Here is a 19,284-nt window from a genome sequence, read left to right as displayed (position 1 = left end):
ATGAATAATCCAACCAAACTCCGCTGGGGCATACTCGGCGCAGCCCGCGTCAATGAGCGCCTGCTGCCTGCCATCGTCGAAGCGCCGAATTCCCAACTGGTCGCCATCGCCAGCCGCCGCCCCGATGCCGCAGCCGAAACGCTCAAGAAATACGCGCCCCAATTACAGGGCGTATGCACCCATGACACCCTTGAAGCCTTGCTCGACGACGACAACGTGCAGGCCGTCTATATTCCGCTCGCCAACCACGAGCATGCCGAATGGGCGCTCAAGGCTATCGGGCGCGGCAAGCACGTGCTTGTCGAAAAACCCATGGCGCTCACCGTCGCGGATATCGAAGCCATCGAGGCCGCGGCGCAACAGCACAACGTCAAGGTGATGGAAGGCTTTATGTACCGCTTCCACCCGCAGCATGCGCGCATGAAGGAAATCGTGCATTCCGGCCTCATCGGCGAAGTGCGCGCCGTGCGGACCAGCTACTCTTTCATGATGCGCCCGGCGCGCATGTACCGGCTCGAAAAAAGCTGGGAAAACGGCGGCGGCGCGATGTGGGATATCGGGCCTTATGCGATCCATTCGGCGCGCATGTGCTTCGACCACGATCCCATCGCCGTGACGGCCATCGCCAAATACGTCGAAAGCGGCGCGGATATCGCTACCAGCGGCGTGATCGACTTCGGCGACGGCAAGCACGCGCGTTTCGACGTGAGCTTCGAATGCTCGCGGCAATCCACCTACGAACTCATAGGCACCAAAGGCATCGTTACCTGCCACGCTGCCTGGCAACTGCCAGGCGATGTGCCCGTCATCTCATGGTCCACCGAAGACGGCCGCAGCGGCGTGGAACGCATGCCGCCCGCCAACCACTTCAACCTGGAAATCGAACATTTCAGCGCATGCGTGCTGCACGGCGATGCGCCGTTGCTGACCTTCAAGGATGCGAAAGCCAATTGCCGGACGATAGTGGCGGCGTTGCAGTCGGCGGCGGAGGGGAGGGTGGTGAAGTTGTGAGGTGTGATGTAGGGCGGATTAGGCGCTGGCCGTAATCCGCCGTATGTTTCATTTGGCGCAATACGCTTTGCTATTGCGCCCTTGCGAGCTGGCTTTACTTTTCAGCCCGGCCGGCCTTGCACATCTGCCTGACGCAACCGCCATTCGGCCTCTTCGGCGCGGGCATCGTCAATGACCCGGATGACGCTCTTCAGATCAACCGGCTTGGTGTTCTGCTTGAAGTGGCCGGTCAGTTCTACCTCCGGATGCAGGTCGCCATGCGCATAAAGCGACCAGATTTCCTTGCCATATTGGGTCGTGAGCAGCTCAGGCGCGAAACGCCCGAAATAGGCTGTCAGATTGCCCACATCCCGCTCCAGCATGCTGCTGGCGTGGTTGTTGCCGGCGGCATCCACGGCTTGCGGCAGATCGATAATGACCGGGCCTTCGCTGCCAAGCAGGATATTGAATTCGGAAAGATCGCCATGGACGATACCGGCGCACAACATGCGCACCACTTCCCCAAGCAAGGTGTGGTGGTGCGCGCGCGCCTCCGCTGCGGTAAATTCCACGTCGTTCAGCCTGGGGGCTGCGTTGCCGTGCTCGTCGGTCACCAACTCCATCAGCAACACGCCTTCGTGAAAATTATACGGCTTGGGCACACGCACGCCGGCAGCGGCAAGGCGGTACAAGGCATCGACTTCGGCGCTTTGCCAGGCTTCCTCCTGCGCTTTCCGCCCAAATTTGGAGCCTTTTCCCATGGCGCGCGCCAGGCGACTGTTTTTTACTTTGCGGCCCTCGGTGTAATCTACGCTCTGGCGAAAGCTGCGCTTGTTGGCCTCTTTGTAAACCTTGGCGCAACGCACCTCGTCCCCGCAGCGCACAACGAAGACCGTGGCCTCCTTGCCGCTCATGAGCTGGCGGATCACGTCATCGACCAAGCCATCTTCGATCAGCGGTTCAAGTCTTTTTGGGGTTTTCATAGGGCCGGATGATAGGGGATTTCTGCGTTCTGATTTGCATGCGATGGAAGCCGGTGTTTTTGATGCCTGGCTGTGGGCAAGTGTAACGGAAACGGACGGCTGGCGGATAGTCGTTGAGGATTTCCGCCTTCGTGCTTGGCCTGCTGCGTGCTGTGCCAGAAGGATGGGGCTTGCATTGTCAAGGCTATCTGACCTTGCGGTGCTGTAACCATGCGGTGCTGGTACATCGGTCGGTACGCGAGCGCATTTGCTCTGGCCTATGAATACTTTCGCCAGGCTGGCGTTCATTCCACCTTCATTGGGTGAAATGGTTTAACCTATGTGTTGTTCATAACCAGAATGCGAAGGGCGGTCCATTGGCAACACCTAACTATACGTTCGAAAAGCGCCAGCGAGATATCGCGAAGAAGCAGCGAAAAGAGGAAAAGCGCAAACGGAAATTGGAGCCTGGTGAGCTAACGACGGTTGCGAGCGTTACGCAGCCACCCGACGTCGAGAAAGTCGCCTCATAGCAAAACTCGGCAGGGAAATGGCGCGGCGGGGAAATCAGGCTAAATAGTTCGAGCCCGGTATGGCTCGCCAGTTCGGGCAAATCTGGTAACTTGTAGTAGTCGCGCCCCGATCTGACAGTTACCTGGTTTGACGGAAGTGACTGTCAGGTCAAATTCAGCTGTTCAATGTGGCGATTTTATCGTGCCACGCCTCCTTTCCGTCAATTAACGTTTGCATCGGTGTTCGCCCGCAACACATCTTGCCCTGATGGGTACGGTCGTTGTTGTAGGTCGCCAGCCAGTCATCCAGATCGGCCTGCAGTTCCTCGATGGACTGGTAAATCTTGCGCCGGAACGTCACCTGATAAAACTCCTGCAAAATGGTCTTGTGGAAGCGTTCGCAGATGCCGTTGGTCTGTGGGTGACGCACTTTGGTCTTGGTATGCTCGATGTCGTTCAAGGCCAGATAGGGCTGGTAGTCGTGCGTTTCCGGCTTGCCGCAATACTCGGTGCCACGGTCGGTCAGGATGCGGATCACGCCCATGCCCTGTTCCTCGAAGAACGGCAGCACCCGGTCGTTGAGCAGATCGGCGGCCGTGATCGGCGTCTTGGTGGTGTAGAGCTTGGCCGCCGCCCACTTGGAGTAGGTATCGACGAAGGTCTGCTGGTAAATCCGGCCAACGCCCTTGAGGGTGCCGACGTAAAACGTGTCCTGGCTGCCGAGGTAGCCAGGGTGGGCCGTCTCGATCTCGCCGAAGGCCACATCGTCTTCCTGTTTCTTCTCCAGCGCCTGCACCTGCGCCTCGGTCAGTACCTCACCGGTTTCCGCGACATGGCGCTCCAGGGATGACAGGCGTTTCTTGAACGATTCGAGATTGCGCCGTAGCCAGACCGAGCGGACGCCGGACGGGGAAACGAAGATGCCGCGCTTCCTGAGTTCGTTGGAGACGCGCACCTGACCAAACGCCGGCTGCTCAAGGGCAAAGCTGGCAACGGCAAACTCGGTGGCTTCCTCGACCCGGTTCTTGGGATTGGGCTTCCTGCGATTGGCATCGATCAGGGCTTCGACACCGCCATCCTCCATCGCCGACTGATAGCGGTAGAAGGTATCGCGGGAAAAGCCCATCACCTTGCAGGCGCGGGACACGTTGCCAAGCTCGGCCGCCAGATTCAGCAAGCCGACCTTGTGTTTGATGACGTTCTGTTGAACACTACTCATGGGGTTACTCCTTTGCGCTTACGCGCTTGGTTGATAAAGATTCGCACCTCTATCAAACCGGGTAACCCCACCCTTTGGCAAGATCTTACTGTCAGATCAAATCGGAACTACTACAGGTAACTGGATTATCACGGTTCTGATTTGATTTTGACGCCTCTAAAATCAAATTAGTAATTACCATATTCAATTACCCAGCAATTCAATCTGCACTAGGTTTCAGTTGGGTAAAAATATCGCTTATATGATCAGGTTGTAGCGCCCATCTATAGGCTGGGTGAATCTCCCAGTCAAAACCGAAATCAACAAATTTATGTGAGAGATACCGGCTTTCTTCAAAATATTGCCTTTCGATGGAAGCCCCTATTTCTTTTCGAGCAGTCAAAAAGTTTATCTTGTACATAAACGCTGCAATGTCCTTTGCATCAGCCACTTTCCCATTGGCAAATTTAAGCTGAACATTCTGCTGAATGTTTTGAATTTTTTTGAGCAATGAATCTGTATTGTAGACATAGCCAAGCTTTGCTCTTTTTTCTTCTTTGGATGGCTTCATGCCAAATAATAAGCGCTCAATATCTGGCAGTTCTGAGCGATATTCGTTTATCGTATCTTGGAGCCTCCCCTGTGAGTACTCCTCAAAAATATTCTCAAAACATTTGGTTCCAATTTTATCTTCCTTAATCGTTCTGGCGCTTCGTGCTGCCAGAGTACAAAGCTTAACCAAGTCTCTCGGCCTCTTTCGAATTAGTGACATTAGCATCCTGTATGTGGGAATGCTCTCCCAGTTGCCACGGCCATTAAACTCTGGGGCAAGTACGTCTTGCAAGTGTTTAGCCATTGCAGGCTGGCTTAATTTGAGTAAGCTTTCTGTTGAGGATTTCCTGCCGAAAAACTGATCAATCCTCTTAACGAGCAATGCGAGAATTTCATGATTTGTCCAAGAATACCAAATCACAGACCCTTCTATTTTGTCGGTCGACTCATCCGAAGTTCTTGCTAAATAGTACACATCAGAACGTAAACTTACTCTAAATGAAATTCCTTTACTTTCGGCCGCAATATCTCTAACGGCATTAAGAAGTGCGGAGATTTTTTTAATGTCATTTGGACGACCTTGCCATCCACGATCTAAATCATCAAGATAGACATATATTCTTCCTGATTTAAGGAATTCTTCAATTATGTGCCTCTTTGATTCTTGCAAGTTTGCGTAATCACTTGCTTTAAATGTTGCTTGTAAAAAATCAATTAATTTTCCACCGTACTCATTGAGCTTTGCCCGAACTCCATCAAATTGCAGGCCAAATGAGGTGAGTGCCTTTCTAGACACAATTTCAGTAATGCCGGACTTCCATTCCCTAATAAGCTTTAGGATGTCCGTTTCGCCATCTCCTATTCCAACAATATCATCCGGCTTAATAAGTATGGATAATTTCCCTTGTTGCCTTTCTTCCGCCATAGCAACATGAAATAGGGCCGACTTTCCAATACCTTTATGGCCAACTAATATTCTTAGCGGCAGGTCATTGGCTACTTGCTCAAATACGTTCCCCTTAAAGTAATAGCTTCTAAGACGATCTATATCTTCGTCTTCTGCCGCCTCATGGCCAAAAAGTGCTGCAATGTTTTCTTCTGTAAAGTCCATAAATGACCTTTGGTGTCTATGTTGTTAAGTTGTGCTTTGGGCCCCGTACATGTATCACGGGGGGGGGCTACGGATACATAACTACTCTCTACCTGAACTGCTAGAACAGGAGCAGTTAGGAAAGAGAGGTTTTTTTTAGAATAGAACGGCCAGACGTCATCATGGTCCGACATTTTCCATTCTTTGATGTTTTTGGTTATTCAGACGTGAATGTAGACCTTCAGTGATGAGTTTTCAAGAAAAACCCTTATCAAAATATAAGGTTTTTATGCCGGATGCATAAATTCGGCTTTTTCTTCCAAAAACCGATATTCGATAAGGAGCAGCCCAATGAATGCAGCTGAACTTATCGCTGTGGTGTTGTAACGTCGAACCGCGACGTAAAAATGATAGAATTGCGGGCCTTTGAAACGAGCCGTCTTTAAGATAAGCATTGATTATCTTGACGCTCGTTCAGTTTTTCGAAAAATCAAATCACTTTAGGATAAAGCATGAGTCAAATTACCATCGAACATAACCCCAGCGAAGAGCGTTTGAAGGAACTGGGCGTTTCCGGCTGGTCCATCTGGGAAAAGGAAATCTCCAAGTTCCCGCTGGATTTCGGCATCAAGGAAACCGCTTACGTGCTCGAAGGCGAGATCATCGTGACCCCTAAGGGTGGCGAGCCGGTGCGCATTGTTCCGGGCGACTTGGTGGTGTTCCCGGTTGGACTGAAGTCCAATTGGGAAGTGGTGAAGCCGCTGCGCAAGCACTACAAGCACGGTTAACCGGCAGCTTGCAGGCGATAAAAAGGCATCTTCGGATGCCTTTTTTGTTTTGGAGATGATCAGTCAAAACCGCTGGAGATCATGCCGGCACTGACTGTTGTCGCTTCTTTTGACTCTATCTATCCTGGCCATGATCCATAAAAAAGGCTTGCCGTTTGGCAAGCCCTTGAATTTACCAGAGTATCCTCTGGCGTTAAAACACATAGCTGACTAAAGCGCCTACACCATAATCCGGGCTGCCATCGGAAAACCCTCTAACCAGATAGCCCTGCGCTTTCCAGTTATTGGTGATCTTGTGGTTGATAAAAGCCGTCATTTCGCTTACTTTTGAGCCATTAGAAGTAATGGCGGGACGATAATCGTAAATTAACCCCGTGCTTGTGTTGGGAGCCAGCTTATAGATACCTCCCGCGGAGCCAAAGAATACGTTATCAAGCGGAGCGGCACTGGTATCACCATACACTCGATAACCCACTGTACCAAGGGCCGTAAAATCGCCAAAGCTCTTGTACAAATCAACTTGAGCTGAGTAGTCATTTTCGCCAGTACCCAGCCCCTTGTTTTCATCGGCCGTGCCAAACTTGATCTTACCAGTGAGGTCAATCATCGGCATGCTGTCGCTGCCACCATAAAGGTTATAAGCCACGCCGGCAACGATGTCCCCTAGCCCCGACTCTGTAGTGCGTTTAGTGGCGGTTGTATCTTTAAACTGTCCAACACCGGGCGACACATTACCCGGGCCAGTAATCGTTATATAAGGAATAGTCAGCTTGAGAACCCAGCGGTCAACCTCGTATTTGGCAATCACGGGAACAGAAGTGATATTCGTTTTCACATGGCTCCCATACTTGCCCGAGCTGTAGTCGACACCGGTAGTCAGGCTAAAGACGCCACTGTCATCAGCATATGCGGACGGGAAAAACAACCCGAGCAAGCCGACGCTGACGAGTATCGTACCGAGAGGGGGTATCTTCATGTTAGTTTTCATGGTTATGCTGGATTTTGATAAATTGATTATCGGCCTGGGCCAACCTTCTCGGGGCGCTCAACCTTCTCGGGGCGCTCAACCTTCTCGGGACGCTCGGCCTTCTCGGCACGCTCAACCTTCTCGGCACGCTCGGCACGCTTTACTTCAATACGTTCCTGATTTCTTTTCAGCTTTTCTGCGGCATTCTGCAGCCCTTTATTGTCGGAATCTTTTTTTAGGTTTTTATCCACGCTTTTGATGGCCTGATCCAAAGGTTGTTTCGCCACGCCGTTCGTCGTAGAGTTGGTCGTAGTGGCGGTGTCGGCATAAACGCCGGAAGCCGTCAGTGTTAATGCCGTTCCTAGCGCAGCTGCAATCTTATTGAGTGAAAACATTTTATTACTCCTAGGTTTAAAAATTAAGTGCCCTCCGGCAAAGCCGGGGATTTATCCGGTGAGTGCCTCAAAGGCACCTTTACACCCAATGCGGCTATCCTTGTCTGGATTTTACTTTATGTTTGCCCTTGTGGGTATGATCGATTGCCTTGCGCTCGGTGGCACGATTATGGCCTTTTTCCTGGCCGGCAGCCGGGCTATTGGCGTTGATGGTAGCCTCGTCGCTCATGTGGCTTTTGGCTTGGCTCTTATCGACGTGTGTTTGCGCATCGGTTTTGACGTCGGCATTGGTGCCCGCCGCTACATGCACGGGCTTGGCCAATACCAGTTGCGTAGTGCCCAGCAATAGCATGGCGGCTAATACGGAAGATAATTTACGCATTTTTTTCCTCTCGAAGTAGTGAATAAAAAGATCGTCGCAAGATTTTGTCTCCTATTGGCGACGAAATATGTGGATGTAGTAAGTTATTAATAAAAAACAATAGGATATGATGTCTCTAAATAATGACATTGGGTTCATTTCCTTCCGTCTACTCCGTGGCCGATGAGGCCGCCGATGGCGGCTCCGCCGACAGTCCCAAGCGCACTACCGTTGGTCAGTACCGCACCTGCGACCCCGCCGACTGCTGCACCGACTGCAGCATTCTTTTGACGAGTAGACATGCCTGCACACCCGGCCATCATAGTGACCATCAGCATAGCTATCGTGATGTTTTTCGCTGTATTCATGGCGCTCTCCTTCTTGACGTATAAAACGAGCGATGTGCCAAATGCACAGTTCTCATACCGCCATCAGCAAGTGGCGTGCCATGAAAATATTCAGTTTAGAATCAGTTGATTACTTTTATTTAGTAGACTTACTCCAAGGTCGGTGCCTTAAATCTGTCTCCGTATGATGACAATGCCGAAACTGGCCGGATAGCTGCAATAGAAAAGGCCGGCATCGCTGTCGGCCTTGTGCGCTGAATTGCGCGGCTTATCGGGCCGAAATTCCGCGCGGGCCGAAAAATTCCTGCAGCAAAAAATCTTCGAGCCCGTCGTTGTCCTGCAAGCGCGCCGAAAGGACGATCACGCGGCCGAGGCGCGGGGATTCCCAGTTGAAATCGCCGTTGTTGTAGCGGCGGATGATCTCGATCATCTTGCGCACCACGGCCCGTGCCACATCCCCATCCGGGCCGGCCTCAACTTCATAGACCTCGCGGTGGGAATAGCTGAACTCGTTCTTCCAGCCTCGGAACGCGAACTGGGCAGTGTGGGCATCCATGCTGAGGATCTTGAAAATGCCATTGGTGCCGGACGGCTGCAGATTGCGCTTGAGATTGGCCATCCTGACTTCGTCTTCCGACGGCCCGCGCTCCCGCGCGATGGCTTCCTCGTTGATGCGGTCGGCATCCTGCCCGGCTTGGTGGCGCTTCTCTTTCATTGCGTTTACGTAGGCGGCCATGTCGGCAAATTGCGAAGGATCCGGCGTTGTCGGCTTGGGCGATGCAGGAGCATGTTGTGCCGCAGGCGCGGGCTGCGGCGTGGGAGCCGGCTCGGCCTGTGCGGCGATATTTCTCGGCGTATCGGGGCGCGAAACCGGCGGAGGTTTGATTTGCGGTTTCCGTACCTGGCGAGATGGGGCGATAAGGGATGGTTGGGGAATGCTTGCCGGAGGCGCAGCCTCCGCCTGCGGCGGCATCCGCGGGTTTAACCGCACGACGATCGTCTGCTGCTGGGCTGCAACCGGCGAATGCTGGTTTAACAAGTCCTGGCGGCTTAAAAAGAACAGCAGCAGGGCATGCACCAGCAATGATGCGATAACCGCAATGCATATATTACGGTTTATGCGAATCTGGATGTAAGCATTGCCTCTTTTACTCAAACGTACACCTTGCGGCAAAGTGACAGGAACAATAAATCCGGCATAGGTTGGGCGGCCATTTCGAGGCTATTTTCGCGCGGAACCTCATGCGATTTGAAGAATTCGGGAGACTGGTCCGTAAAAATCTGCGGGTCTGATTGTAAATCATCTCCCCGCGTCCGGGCTTACGCGCTTGAGATTGTTTTGGCCTCGGCATTGATAATGCGTGTGCTTCGGTATGGAAGCTTTGCGCCCGGAAGCAGTGCAGTGCGTGGATTCAGAAGAAAATGAATTGCTTAAGATGTGGCGAGACAGTATCTGTACGCGGACGATTTTATGCGCGATTGGGCAGTATGGACACGCAATACGCTAGCGCGAAATCCCCCCATTACTCACCCAATTGCATCCTGCATTGCTCGGTAGTTGCATGGCGGTCATCAATTTTAAACTTTTGATACAAATCGACACATGGAATTTGTATCAAAAATGGTAGATTTTGATGATGGATCGTAAGAACGAAAGAATTAGAATTCGTAAAGGTAGGTTATTGGATATCCCTTTAGCCTACAACCTTATTTATGACGGCAGTGTTGAAGGCTCTTTTACGGATCGTAATTTGACTGGTAAAGGGCAGTTCAAACTATTTTTTCAGCTAATAAAATATTTACTGTCTCGGTTGCGATTTAGCAATTCTAAAAAAGCTAAAAAAGAATTTCTGGTGTTGGAGCATGAGGGTAAATCCATCGGTTTCGCGATATTAGAAACGCCTGATGATGGTTCTAATGTAATAGCATTGCTTTATGTTGCTATCAGTCCGGCATATCGCGGAAGGCAATTTGGCACTTTTATGGTTACTAATTTAATTAATATGTACCCTAGCGATAGAGAGTGGCAAGTAGCCTGCACAAAATATGCCAGAGCAATGCAGCATATTCTTAAGAAGCTCGGATTTATCAGAGAAAAAAAGAGTATTGCTTTAGGGCTTAATTTTTATTACTTTTTGAAAAAGTCCTAATCGCTCGGAACGGTCTAGTAAATTCGGGGCGATTCAGACATGAGATCCACGATGAAATTATTGGCTCCAATTATTGGTGTGCTGATGCTGGCGAACGCCGCCAACGCGGAATCGCCGCGCGTGCAGCTTAGGCAGATGGTCGAGCGGTTGCAGAAAAGCCCGGATGACAATACCCTGCGCGAGAAAATCATCAAGCTCGCCATGAAGATGAACCCGATGCCCGCTCTCCCTGAGGAGGCTCGCCAGCGCTTGGTGCAAGGGAGCAAGATGTTCGGTGCGGCGCAAAATCTTGAGGACTATCGGCGAGCTGAGAACGAATTCAAAAGGGCGATACTGATCGCACCTTGGTGGGCCGATGCCTACTGTCAATTGGGCGAGGCGCAAAGCAAGGCAGGAGAGCGGCCAGCGGCGATTTCGAGCTTCGAATCATGTGCTCTGGGCACTCCTCCGGGAGATATGCGGGAACGTAACCAAGCCAGATTCAAGTTGGAAAAGATGTTGCAAAAAGAGGACGAGAAAGCGTGTGGCAAAAACGGCGGACTGACTATCAGATGCGGAACGGGGCGGCGATGAATTCTCCGGTAGCCGCCATGCTTCTGCCGGTGCCGATAAAATCAGGGTAGAAATATTTAGCGGGATTCCCACTTATCAGACCTAGATACTATCTGAACAAATGGAGCCAGCTCTTGGATACGACGAACATATTCACTTTGTCTTAAGGTACACCCAATGACAGTTCAATGGTCGATCATATTTCTGCCGGTAGTGCTCGCGTCATTTCTGACGATTCACTTCTGCAAAGAAGATAATATCAAATGGAAGCTATGCAAGTTCATTGGGGTTCTGGCGGCGACGATTCCCATCATCGGGGTGATCCAGGTTTACTATGCGAGTTCCAGATCTAGGGGCTACTCCGTAGCTTGCGTTTGGCAGCTGTTAGCAGGCATCGTCGTTTATGCCTTGATGAACGGCGTGTTCCATCTGTTGGGGTGAGCCCATTATGCTTGCATCATCGCATCTACAAAAACCAATTTTCCGTATTGGATAACTGCCATTCAAAAGTTGACGGAGATTGCAGCAGCGCCTTCTCGAGCCGTTCAATCGTGCGATTCAGCTCTTCCGAAGGCGGATCGGCAACCTCTATTGTTTGCATGCCACCGAGCTGCTTTGCAATGATAGCCTTTGATGCGGGGTGACTTGGAGCAAACACCGAAACAGTAACGGGATCATGTACAACCTGTTTTTGCGCCAACCGGAAAGCTGCAAGGACGAGCGCAGTCCCGATTCCAGAACCACGCCAAGAAGGCTCTACCAGTAATCCCGCAATCCATAATCTGCAGTGTCGCCGCTCCAGTCGCATACGAAGGCCACCGATCAGCTTTCCTTGCGAACTGTCAGGATCAATGACATGGCAACCGATGCTGCGGCTTGGGCCGTAGCGGCTGATCCGTATCAAACCGGCGATAAGCCAGCCGACGGCGACAACGGTCAATGTCAGAGACAACATTTCAACCCACTGACTGGACAACACCTTCGGAACGAATCTCGCTGCAGCTAGAAGGATAATCGGAATACCTACGAAGAGGCCGAATTCTCCTGTCAGCAGCATCCGGGCCAAAGCTTGTGGTAGTTCGCGGGGACTGAAAAACCCCCGCACGACATAGCTCGACACATATTTTGCCGAAGCGGGTTCGAATACGATGACAAAGTGGTGGCGACTATTCACTGGATAAACGAGTCGACGAAGTCATTTCAAGCTTCTTGCCAATGAGAAGGTATGCCTCAACAAGTCCGATACCTTTGACATCAAGAGTGCCACGTGACTCAAAATCATAATGATCGCGCAGACGCTCCCATGTTGCTGCGCTGGCCTGAACTCGATTCGGCACGCCGTTCGATTCCATACGGCTGGCGAGATTTACCGTATCGCCCCAAAGATCGTAGATGAATTTCTTTAAACCGATTACGCCGGCGACAACCGGGCCTGTGTTGATGCCGATGCGGATTTGCAAGTTACTGCCAAATTCTCTGTTGTGTTCTTGAACGGTATCTCTCATGGCCAACGCCATGTCAGCGATAGCTTCAGCGTGATCTGGACGGGCCACAGGAACACCGGCACAGGCCATGTATGCGTCGCCGATAGTCTTGATTTTCTCCACGCCAAAACGGCTGGAAAGTTCGTCGAAACGCGAAAACAGCCGATTCAACAAGGCTACCAGCTGCTCTGGGCTTACTGTGGTCGACATTCGCGTGAAGCCAACGAGGTCAGCAAACAGAATTGTGGTCTCAGCATATCCATCGGCTATCGTCTGGTTACCTGACTTCAGCCGTTGGGCGATTGGAGAAGGAAGAATATTGAGCAAGAGGCTTTCCGACCGTTCCTGTTCGCGCTCGAGAGCAGATTGTGCCTTGTCGCGCTCGGCAACAAAAAAACGTAGCACAATGAACGCAAGTGATGATACGAGCAACACGTTTTCGCAATACAGCAATACTTGTTGTTGAGTTGCACCATAGGTTATGTCTCGAACTGCTGCGATAAGGACAAGCAGTGCATAAGCCCCAAACCACCACACGGCCATCCGGGCGCCAAGGAACACCAATGCGCACAAAGGCGCCAGCAGCGACCACAGCACGACGACGCCAGAGGCTTCAAATCCGCCCATCGTCCACTGAATGATAAATGGTGAAAGAAGAAGTCCAACTAGCTGCAGACCGGAGGCTATGGAGGTGCGCTTGGTCCGTAGCAGGTGTGCTAATGCAACAGCGGAAAGGAGAGAGTAACCGAGAGCTATGGCTGCTGGAACCTGCATGCCCTCGCCGGAAAGGTACTGCGCACCCCACGGAACGATGAAAATACCAGCCGCATTCAAGAAAATGAGCAGCGTTTTTCGCAGCCTGACGGGGGGTGGATCTTCGGTGAGAGTCGCTGCGTTATCGATTCGAGCGATTAGCCGGTTGATCAATTCAGACATACGCACAATGTATCCTGAAGGTCGGGCTTCTGTATTAGACGTCTTGGTGGATTGCGCTGAATCATAAGGCATCATTCAGCCTGTTCATGTAGTGATCTCTCTGGTGCAAGATGTTGATTGACGCCGTATTCGCTGATCGTGCATCTGGCTAGATTCTTTCATCCAGGATCCTCGTATCAAGCCGATCTGCCACATGCGGGTGCAACGCCTTGACCCACTGGAGCATTCGGCGACGCTTCATCGTGACAAGCTGGAAAGGTTCACCGCTTTCAAACTCAAACACCAGAATGTAGCGTGGTGGAATGCGGATCCGGCCTTCGTGAAACGAAACGGCGTACGTTTCTTCGGCAAACACCGCACGCACGCTACGCAACATCTCCATGGCATTGGTCAGCGAATCTTTATTGCCCGATATGAAACCAAGCTTGCCCTGTGGCGGGTCAAGCCAGACAGCCTGGGCATCTATGCCGCCATGTTCGTTCTTGAGTACGACAGCCGAGTTGGGGTTTCCCTGCCGAACCATCACGAGCTGTTGACCGACCAAGTGCCCAGCCTGCAACCGGGTCCACAGCCCCATGAGGTTCGGCAGGAAAAACACTAGCACGCCAATCGGCAGCAATAGAGCGAAGGCTTTGTGAACCGTCACAAGCAAGGCGCTCGCCAGAATTATCATAAAAGCGAGAAGCGCATAGCTCAAGTAAACGCTACCGCGTTGCTTACAGAGCATAGAACGTGTTCCTCATTTGCATTAGCTGCGGCGAATATATCACCAGATACCAGGAGAATGTCCCGAATTTTGTTTGGTAAAAGGGGTTACGATACTACTGCGGTATTGAGGGTGTAAGAAATTTTGTGTAAACGGTCATTCGGCAGGAAACTGCCGCAACTATGCAAGGAGTAGAAGTGACCGTAAACAACGAACCGATCGACAGCCTGCTGGCCGATTACAGACGCCCTGAAGACCTGATCGGCGAGCATGGCCTGCTCACAAGCAACTCACCAGGAAACTGGTAGAGTGTGCGCTGGAAGCCGAGATGGCCGAGCACCTTGGACACGACCGCAGTGATGAGCCAACGTAAATAGCCGGATAATAAGACGGGAGAAAAATTGATGCTCAGCCGTGAATACCTTCGCAACTCTGCAACCATCATGTTCTTGGCGTTGCTCTTCCTGGGTTCAACCGACCAGGCGTTGGGCCAGGATGCCATTGCAATAACGTCGCCAGGATTGCCAATTGTTTTCGTCGATCCCGAAAAGCCGTCTCCCGTGACCTCGCAAGGGCCTCGGCCTCAGCTAGACCTTTCCGCCAAGAAAAACTGGACAGCAGATGAAAGACAGCGAGTCACCGAACATTTCCGGCAACTTGGGGCGAAAGGGGCGGGCCTGTTGCGCCGCGCAACCGCCTATCGCCGACTCACTCTTTACAGAGCGAACTTTCCTTCGGGTGAGGGGCCTTTTGCCTTCGCCTCGTTGGGAGGCGCCAACAGCATTACTTTCGCCGACGCATATTTTTCTTCAGACCAGCCAACAACAACTCTCGCGCACGAACTAACCCACCTCGCCGATTATGGTCTGATGGACGCGGGCAGCCCGGAATGGAAGCGGCTCGCGGGACCGCCCTGCGAGCGCATTCGAAACAAGATTGCCGCGGAGCGAAACATTCGGCTGACCTACGCGCTTACAAATGATCAATGGCGCGATCTTGGTGCGGCATACGGCAGTTTCGCACGTCAGCAGGGTATGCCGTCTGTCTATGCCTGCGTCAATTTAGCCGACGCAATGGCCGAAGTCGTCGAGCTTGCCATGGCCGGCGACAGCATGCCGGATGCCCCCGCCATTGCGGCGTTTGTCCAGCAGCGATACCTGTCTCAGGGCTACAAGCCACAGCAGCGTTTTCAGGATTACTTTGATGCGATCGCGTTGGTCGAGTCAGGGAAACTGGATGAAGCGATTGCGGCGTTCACTCGACAACTTGCCGTATTCCCCGAATTTGACGAACTGTATTCTCAGCGGAGCCGCGCGCGACTAGTGAAAGGAGATAGGGGCGGCGCACTGGATGATCTCGACAAAGCCATCCAGGGTTCTTTGAAAATTAGCGACTCCTTTAATGCCGCACAGCGGTCTGCAGTCCGGGGAAATATACTGCTACGCCAGAAAGACTATCAGGGGGCTGAAGCGGCCTACACGCGGTCGATTGAATACTTACCTGGATGGATCGATTTTTTGTTCGAACGTGCGCGACTTCGTGAGGAAGACGTCAACGACTCGGATGGTGCAATAGCTGACTGCACAGAAATCCTTAAGTTGCGCCCGGAATCGGTGCCAGCCTTGCTGATGCGAGCTAAAGCTTTCGGCAAGAAAAAAGACTACGCGAAGATGGATGCCGACTTTAGCAGGGCCATTCAATTGGCCCCGGAGTTTGTGGAAGCCTACTTCGACCGTGCAACATCCCGCATGGAGCGCAGCATGTTCAAGGAGGCGGTCAGCGATTTCACGGCAGTCATCAATATCCAGGGCAGGAGTTCCACCCCTGATTATTGGTTCGATTACCAATCACTCTTCAATCGCGGTAAAGCCCAAGAAGAGTTGGGCCAATTTCTAGCAGCGATTGCCGATTACACAACATTGATACAGATGGCGAAGAAGTGGGCGGTGTTTCCGGTCGCGGCGTATCATGAGGCGCGTGGTATCGCCTATGTCAAGGCCGGAGAGTTCGCGAAGGGCTTGGAGGATCTCCGCATCGGACAACGCGACTCGAGTCGGGCGGCCGCGTTGGCACCTTGGATTCAGAAAGCGACAGGACAGGTCGCCGATCAGTATCGTAAAGCCGCTGAGCAAGGAGAGGCACAAGCGCAATTCAATCTGGGCTGGATGTACTACACAGGGCAAGGCGTTACCCAGGACTATCGACAGGCGGCAGATTGGTATCACAAAGCCGCTGAGCAAGGACTTTCGATAGCGCAATATAATTTGGGTTTGATGTACGGCACAGGACAAGGCGTTACCCAGGACTACATCGAAGCTCATAAATGGTGGAATATTGCTGGTAATGGCGGTAATGCAGGCGGAATAAAAAACCGTGAGATCGTTGAAAAAATGATGACGCCGGATCAAATTGCTGAAGCACAACAGCGCACAAGTGCCTGGATGAAAGCACATCATTGAGGGTTCTGCCAGATTAGCTAATTTATCAAGATAAAATGAAAATAAACCATGAAATCTAACTTATGGAAAGTGCTGCTTCTCTCTGTCGCCCTATTCGCGATACAGCCTGCATTTGCAGGTTTCGATGAGGGCCTCGCCGCTTATAAGAAAAACGACTATGCCGCGGCCTTAAAGGAATGGCGTCCGCTAGCGGCGCGGGGGGACGCACAAGCGCAAAACGGTCTGGGCTCAATGTATTACAGCGGGCTAGGGGTTACCCAGGACGATCAACAGGCTGTGATTTGGTTTCGCAAAGCCGCTGAGCAGGGGGTTGCGGAAGCGCAATTCAATCTGGGCGGGATGTATCTCGCCGGGCGGGGCGCTGCCCAGGACGATAGGCAAGCGGCAGATTGGTTTCGCAAGGCCGCCGAGAACGGGGTAGCACCAGCGCAAACCCAGCTTGGTCTGATGTATTACGGCGGAATGGGTGTTGCCGAGGACGTTAATCAAGCAGCAGCTTGGTTTCGCAAAGCCACGGAGCAAGGATTTACAGACCCACGAGCCAATCTGGAGCAGTTTGGGAAATGGTTTATCATGACTCTATCAACGGACGGTAAGCCAACAAGCACTGCAGTACTGACCGACGATCTGACCAAAAAAGTCCGCTATGCGGAATTTTCGGAGTTGGATGCCGCGCATAACTGCGATCTGACTAGTGTCGGCATCATAATGCTGTTCAAGGATGCGGCCGTCTCCAGTGCACTTCCGGATTCCGGCACCTTTACAATCGTGCTCAGCATGAACGGCAACAAAACGAGTTATGACATTCCGTACAAGACCGAAGGCAATGCTAGCTCACGTCTTATTTTTTTGAATGGCCCAAATTATGCAAACTTCCATAACTACATGTTCGGCGTTCTTGCCACAACCGCGAACGGCATAGGGGCAGAGGCGGACAAGCGCGAGCAGGAACTTGAGAAAAATTCATCGTTTTCTTTCAACTTCACGACCAAAGACGGAAATTCCCTGTCGCTGGTGTTTCCATTGGAAGGTGTGTCTGCGGCGGATCTCAGGCGCGTCGTCATCGCAGCAACGTGCGGCGAAAAACATAAATGACCAGAACATAAGGTTCCATTTGCAGTATTTTCCAGCGTTGATCTGGCGTCGCGCGTGCACGAGGAATCCTTTAAGTCTGGAAAGCTTCGAATAGTTTTCGTTTTGGTTCGATTAACGGGACTTAGCCTACGCATTGTAATGATTTCAGCACACTCGCGTAAGTTGAAAAGCACAATGTAGGAGGAGGAGGCGAGAGTAACCAATTATCCTGATTAGTCGGGGCTCAAATCTCAGGAATTGCGGACTGAAATAAAAAGGCCCGCATCGCTGCAGGCCTTTATTTGTTTGGCTCCCCGACCTGGGCTCGAACCAGGGACACACGGATTAACAGTCCGTTGCTCTACCGACTGAGCTATCGGGGAATTGAGAAAGGCGCAATAATAATGGCTCGCAGCCGTTTGGTCAACATTGTGACATCGAAATTAACATGAATTTAAAACGCCTCGCATTTGTCGCCGTTACCCTGCTCGTATTGTCGCTTGTCGTGCCGTTTTTCGTGCCGATGGGAGCATATCTGCCGCAGGTCGAGCGAACGGTTTCCGATAAAGTCGGTGTGCCGGTGACGATGAAATCGTTGCATGTGGCTATATTGCCTAGCCCTAGGGTGACAATAAAAGGCATCGTCATGGGCAGGGATGCGGAAATACGGGTGGAAGAAGTTTCCGCGGTACTGGATGTGCGGACCCTGCTGGATCCGGTCAAGGTGATTTCGCGTCTTGAGGTGAAGCGGCCGGTGGTCAAGAAATCCGCCTTGGAGCTGATTGGTCATTTGGCTCAGGCTGAAAACAAGCCGAATGAAGCCGCACCGGTGGCTATAAGGCGCATCGTGCTGCACGATGCCCGGCTGGACTGGCCGGGCATGAACCTGCCGACGCTGGACGGCGAGATCGGAATGCTGGCCGGAAACAAATTAGGGCAGGCAAAATTTACCAGCGCCGACGGTAAATTAAAAGTGGATGTATTACCCAGCAACGAAGGTTTCGATATTGCGCTGGGTGCGGAACAATGGATGCCTCCCGTCGGCCCGGCACTGCTGTTCGATAGCCTGAAAGTACGGGCGAAGCTGGAAGGCTCGCATCTTGATATTCCGTCGATTGATGCCAGGCTATACGAGGGCACGGTCGACGGCAGCGCATCTCTGGATTGGACCAAACTCTGGAAGTTTTCCGGCAAGGTTAAAGTGGCAGGCATGGAAGTGGGCAAACCTGCGAGGCTGTTTAGCAAGACGGTGCGGGTGAGCGGGAAGATGACGGGTAATGGCACGTTTGTCGCAAGCGCGGCAAAGCCGGATGAGATGCTGGATAATGCTGTGGCGGATTTCAAGTTCGACGTTGCACATGGCGTACTGCACGGGATGGATCTGGCCAAAGCGGCCAGCCTGTTTATCAAGCAGGGGCAGAGCGGCGGAGAAACGGAATTCGACGAACTTTCAGGCGTGTTGCATGCGGCAGGCAGGCAGTATGATCTGCGTGATCTGAAAGTGGCCTCCGGCCTGTTGGCGGCCAGCGGGCGAATGAAGGTTTCCCCCGCGAAAAGACTGGAGGGGCAGGTGGACGTGGAATTGAAAAAAGGCCTGGCTTTGGTAACGGTGCCATTGCAGATATCAGGCACCGTGGATGCGCCCGTGGTGATGCCTACCAAAGCCGCTGTGGCGGGTGCTGCAGCAGGTACTGCGGTGCTGGGGCCGTTGGGAACCGGCTTGGGGATGAAGGCCGGTTCCGCGTTGGACCGATGGTTTGG

General features: G+C 52.2%; 19 protein-coding genes, 1 tRNA gene and 1 pseudogene. 9 read left to right on the top strand and 12 right to left on the bottom strand.

The genetic code is table 11. From position 1 onward, the window contains the following. Positions 1–1,011, top strand: a complete 1,011-nt coding sequence (locus VGK14_RS04315; RefSeq protein WP_331507695.1) for a Gfo/Idh/MocA family oxidoreductase — start codon at positions 1–3, stop codon at positions 1,009–1,011. A 101-nt stretch (positions 1,012–1,112) separates the two neighbouring features. On the opposite strand, the gene VGK14_RS04310 is transcribed toward VGK14_RS04315, so the two are convergent. The 3 genes from VGK14_RS04310 to VGK14_RS04300 form a co-directional block, all read right to left on the bottom strand. Next, positions 1,113–1,973, bottom strand: a complete 861-nt coding sequence (locus VGK14_RS04310; protein ID WP_331507694.1) for a PA4780 family RIO1-like protein kinase — start codon at positions 1,971–1,973, stop codon at positions 1,113–1,115. Between the two features lie 666 nt (positions 1,974–2,639). Beyond that, on the bottom strand, positions 2,640–3,683 hold the full coding sequence (locus tag VGK14_RS04305) for an IS481 family transposase (RefSeq protein ID WP_331507693.1): 1,044 nt from the start codon (positions 3,681–3,683) through the stop codon (positions 2,640–2,642). Positions 3,684–3,882: 199 nt separating this feature from the next. Continuing rightward, on the bottom strand, positions 3,883–5,325 hold the full coding sequence (locus tag VGK14_RS04300; RefSeq protein WP_331507692.1) for a P-loop ATPase, Sll1717 family: 1,443 nt from the start codon (positions 5,323–5,325) through the stop codon (positions 3,883–3,885). Positions 5,326–5,816: 491 nt separating this feature from the next. On the opposite strand from VGK14_RS04300, the gene VGK14_RS04295 reads away from it, so the two are divergent. Beyond that, positions 5,817–6,092: a cupin domain-containing protein gene (locus VGK14_RS04295; RefSeq protein WP_331507691.1), complete on the top strand. Its 276-nt coding sequence runs from the start codon at positions 5,817–5,819 to the stop codon at positions 6,090–6,092. A 193-nt stretch (positions 6,093–6,285) separates the two neighbouring features. Here the strand turns inward: VGK14_RS04295 and VGK14_RS04290 are convergent, their stop codons facing one another. From VGK14_RS04290 to VGK14_RS04270, 5 genes are all read right to left on the bottom strand, one after another. Continuing rightward, positions 6,286–7,080 (bottom strand): hypothetical protein, encoded by a 795-nt coding sequence (locus tag VGK14_RS04290; protein WP_331507690.1) that lies wholly within the window; start codon positions 7,078–7,080, stop codon positions 6,286–6,288. A 26-nt stretch (positions 7,081–7,106) separates the two neighbouring features. Further along, entirely contained in the window at positions 7,107–7,454 is a 348-nt protein-coding gene (locus tag VGK14_RS04285) for a hypothetical protein (RefSeq protein ID WP_331507689.1), read from the bottom strand. Positions 7,455–7,548: 94 nt separating this feature from the next. Beyond that, positions 7,549–7,836, bottom strand: a complete 288-nt coding sequence (locus tag VGK14_RS04280) for a hypothetical protein (RefSeq protein ID WP_331507688.1) — start codon at positions 7,834–7,836, stop codon at positions 7,549–7,551. Positions 7,837–7,970: 134 nt separating this feature from the next. Continuing rightward, entirely contained in the window at positions 7,971–8,183 is a 213-nt protein-coding gene (locus VGK14_RS04275) for a glycine zipper 2TM domain-containing protein (protein WP_414691702.1), read from the bottom strand. A gap of 247 nt (positions 8,184–8,430) precedes the next feature. Continuing rightward, complete coding sequence (locus tag VGK14_RS04270; protein WP_331507686.1) at positions 8,431–9,246, bottom strand: hypothetical protein; 816 nt, start codon at positions 9,244–9,246, stop codon at positions 8,431–8,433. 550 nt (positions 9,247–9,796) lie between these two features. Here VGK14_RS04270 and VGK14_RS04265 point away from each other — a divergent pair. The 3 genes from VGK14_RS04265 (at position 9,797) to VGK14_RS04255 (ending at position 11,305) form a co-directional block, all read left to right on the top strand. Beyond that, a complete protein-coding gene (locus VGK14_RS04265; RefSeq protein ID WP_331507685.1) occupies positions 9,797–10,312 on the top strand; it encodes a GNAT family N-acetyltransferase in 516 nt (171 codons plus the stop codon). Between the two features lie 51 nt (positions 10,313–10,363). Then, positions 10,364–10,885, top strand: coding sequence for a hypothetical protein (locus VGK14_RS04260; protein ID WP_331507684.1), 522 nt, complete (start codon positions 10,364–10,366; stop codon positions 10,883–10,885). Positions 10,886–11,041: 156 nt separating this feature from the next. Then, a complete protein-coding gene (locus VGK14_RS04255) occupies positions 11,042–11,305 on the top strand; it encodes a hypothetical protein (protein ID WP_331507683.1) in 264 nt (87 codons plus the stop codon). 25 nt (positions 11,306–11,330) lie between these two features. On the opposite strand, the gene VGK14_RS04250 is transcribed toward VGK14_RS04255, so the two are convergent. The 3 genes from VGK14_RS04250 to VGK14_RS04240 form a co-directional block, all read right to left on the bottom strand. Next, positions 11,331–12,038 (bottom strand): GNAT family N-acetyltransferase, encoded by a 708-nt coding sequence (locus tag VGK14_RS04250; RefSeq protein WP_331507682.1) that lies wholly within the window; start codon positions 12,036–12,038, stop codon positions 11,331–11,333. Continuing rightward, positions 12,031–13,284: an adenylate/guanylate cyclase domain-containing protein gene (locus tag VGK14_RS04245; protein WP_331507681.1), complete on the bottom strand. Its 1,254-nt coding sequence runs from the start codon at positions 13,282–13,284 to the stop codon at positions 12,031–12,033. The genes VGK14_RS04250 and VGK14_RS04245 overlap by 8 nt, the downstream gene beginning before the upstream one ends. Positions 13,285–13,432: 148 nt before the next feature. Continuing rightward, complete coding sequence (locus tag VGK14_RS04240) at positions 13,433–13,981, bottom strand: hypothetical protein (protein WP_331507680.1); 549 nt, start codon at positions 13,979–13,981, stop codon at positions 13,433–13,435. Positions 13,982–14,172: 191 nt separating this feature from the next. Here VGK14_RS04240 and VGK14_RS04235 point away from each other — a divergent pair. The 3 genes and pseudogenes from VGK14_RS04235 to VGK14_RS04225 all read left to right on the top strand — a co-directional run. Continuing rightward, positions 14,173–14,345: pseudogene (locus VGK14_RS04235) on the top strand (IS256 family transposase); the annotation flags it as partial. A gap of 49 nt (positions 14,346–14,394) precedes the next feature. Continuing rightward, entirely contained in the window at positions 14,395–16,449 is a 2,055-nt protein-coding gene (locus VGK14_RS04230) for a tetratricopeptide repeat protein (RefSeq protein ID WP_331507718.1), read from the top strand. Positions 16,450–16,497: 48 nt separating this feature from the next. Next, the gene (locus VGK14_RS04225) at positions 16,498–17,544 is read left to right on the top strand and encodes a tetratricopeptide repeat protein (protein ID WP_331507679.1); all 1,047 of its coding nucleotides are present in this window, start codon (positions 16,498–16,500) and stop codon (positions 17,542–17,544) included. Between the two features lie 286 nt (positions 17,545–17,830). On the opposite strand, the gene VGK14_RS04220 is transcribed toward VGK14_RS04225, so the two are convergent. Beyond that, positions 17,831–17,906 (bottom strand) — tRNA-Asn (locus VGK14_RS04220). A gap of 65 nt (positions 17,907–17,971) precedes the next feature. Here VGK14_RS04220 and VGK14_RS04215 point away from each other — a divergent pair. Next, positions 17,972–19,284 (top strand): AsmA-like C-terminal region-containing protein (locus VGK14_RS04215; RefSeq protein ID WP_331507678.1); only part of this gene is annotated, 1,313 nt, incomplete at its 3' end.

Origin of the sequence: Novimethylophilus sp. (assembly GCF_036504375.1) — a bacterium.
GTDB lineage: Bacteria > Pseudomonadota > Gammaproteobacteria > Burkholderiales > Methylophilaceae > Novimethylophilus.
The sequence above is the reverse complement of the archived record's forward strand: the minus strand, read 5'-3'. Positions and strand labels throughout refer to the sequence as shown.

What these genes read in the sequence shown, in the direction of transcription:
- VGK14_RS04245 (WP_331507681.1), bottom strand. Translation starts at nt 13,284, where the DNA reads ATGTCTGAATTGATCAACCGGCTAATCGCTCGAATCGATAACGCAGCG.
- VGK14_RS04285 (WP_331507689.1), bottom strand. Translation starts at nt 7,454, where the DNA reads ATGTTTTCACTCAATAAGATTGCAGCTGCGCTAGGAACGGCATTAACA.
- VGK14_RS04300 (WP_331507692.1), bottom strand. Translation starts at nt 5,325, where the DNA reads ATGGACTTTACAGAAGAAAACATTGCAGCACTTTTTGGCCATGAGGCG.
- VGK14_RS04275 (WP_414691702.1), bottom strand. Translation starts at nt 8,183, where the DNA reads ATGAATACAGCGAAAAACATCACGATAGCTATGCTGATGGTCACTATG.
- VGK14_RS04305 (WP_331507693.1), bottom strand. Translation starts at nt 3,683, where the DNA reads ATGAGTAGTGTTCAACAGAACGTCATCAAACACAAGGTCGGCTTGCTG.
- VGK14_RS04315 (WP_331507695.1), top strand. Translation starts at nt 1, where the DNA reads ATGAATAATCCAACCAAACTCCGCTGGGGCATACTCGGCGCAGCCCGC.
- VGK14_RS04280 (WP_331507688.1), bottom strand. Translation starts at nt 7,836, where the DNA reads ATGCGTAAATTATCTTCCGTATTAGCCGCCATGCTATTGCTGGGCACT.
- VGK14_RS04295 (WP_331507691.1), top strand. Translation starts at nt 5,817, where the DNA reads ATGAGTCAAATTACCATCGAACATAACCCCAGCGAAGAGCGTTTGAAG.
- VGK14_RS04255 (WP_331507683.1), top strand. Translation starts at nt 11,042, where the DNA reads ATGACAGTTCAATGGTCGATCATATTTCTGCCGGTAGTGCTCGCGTCA.
- VGK14_RS04265 (WP_331507685.1), top strand. Translation starts at nt 9,797, where the DNA reads ATGATGGATCGTAAGAACGAAAGAATTAGAATTCGTAAAGGTAGGTTA.
- VGK14_RS04260 (WP_331507684.1), top strand. Translation starts at nt 10,364, where the DNA reads ATGAAATTATTGGCTCCAATTATTGGTGTGCTGATGCTGGCGAACGCC.
- VGK14_RS04290 (WP_331507690.1), bottom strand. Translation starts at nt 7,080, where the DNA reads ATGAAAACTAACATGAAGATACCCCCTCTCGGTACGATACTCGTCAGC.
- VGK14_RS04310 (WP_331507694.1), bottom strand. Translation starts at nt 1,973, where the DNA reads ATGAAAACCCCAAAAAGACTTGAACCGCTGATCGAAGATGGCTTGGTC.
- VGK14_RS04230 (WP_331507718.1), top strand. Translation starts at nt 14,395, where the DNA reads ATGCTCAGCCGTGAATACCTTCGCAACTCTGCAACCATCATGTTCTTG.
- VGK14_RS04225 (WP_331507679.1), top strand. Translation starts at nt 16,498, where the DNA reads ATGAAATCTAACTTATGGAAAGTGCTGCTTCTCTCTGTCGCCCTATTC.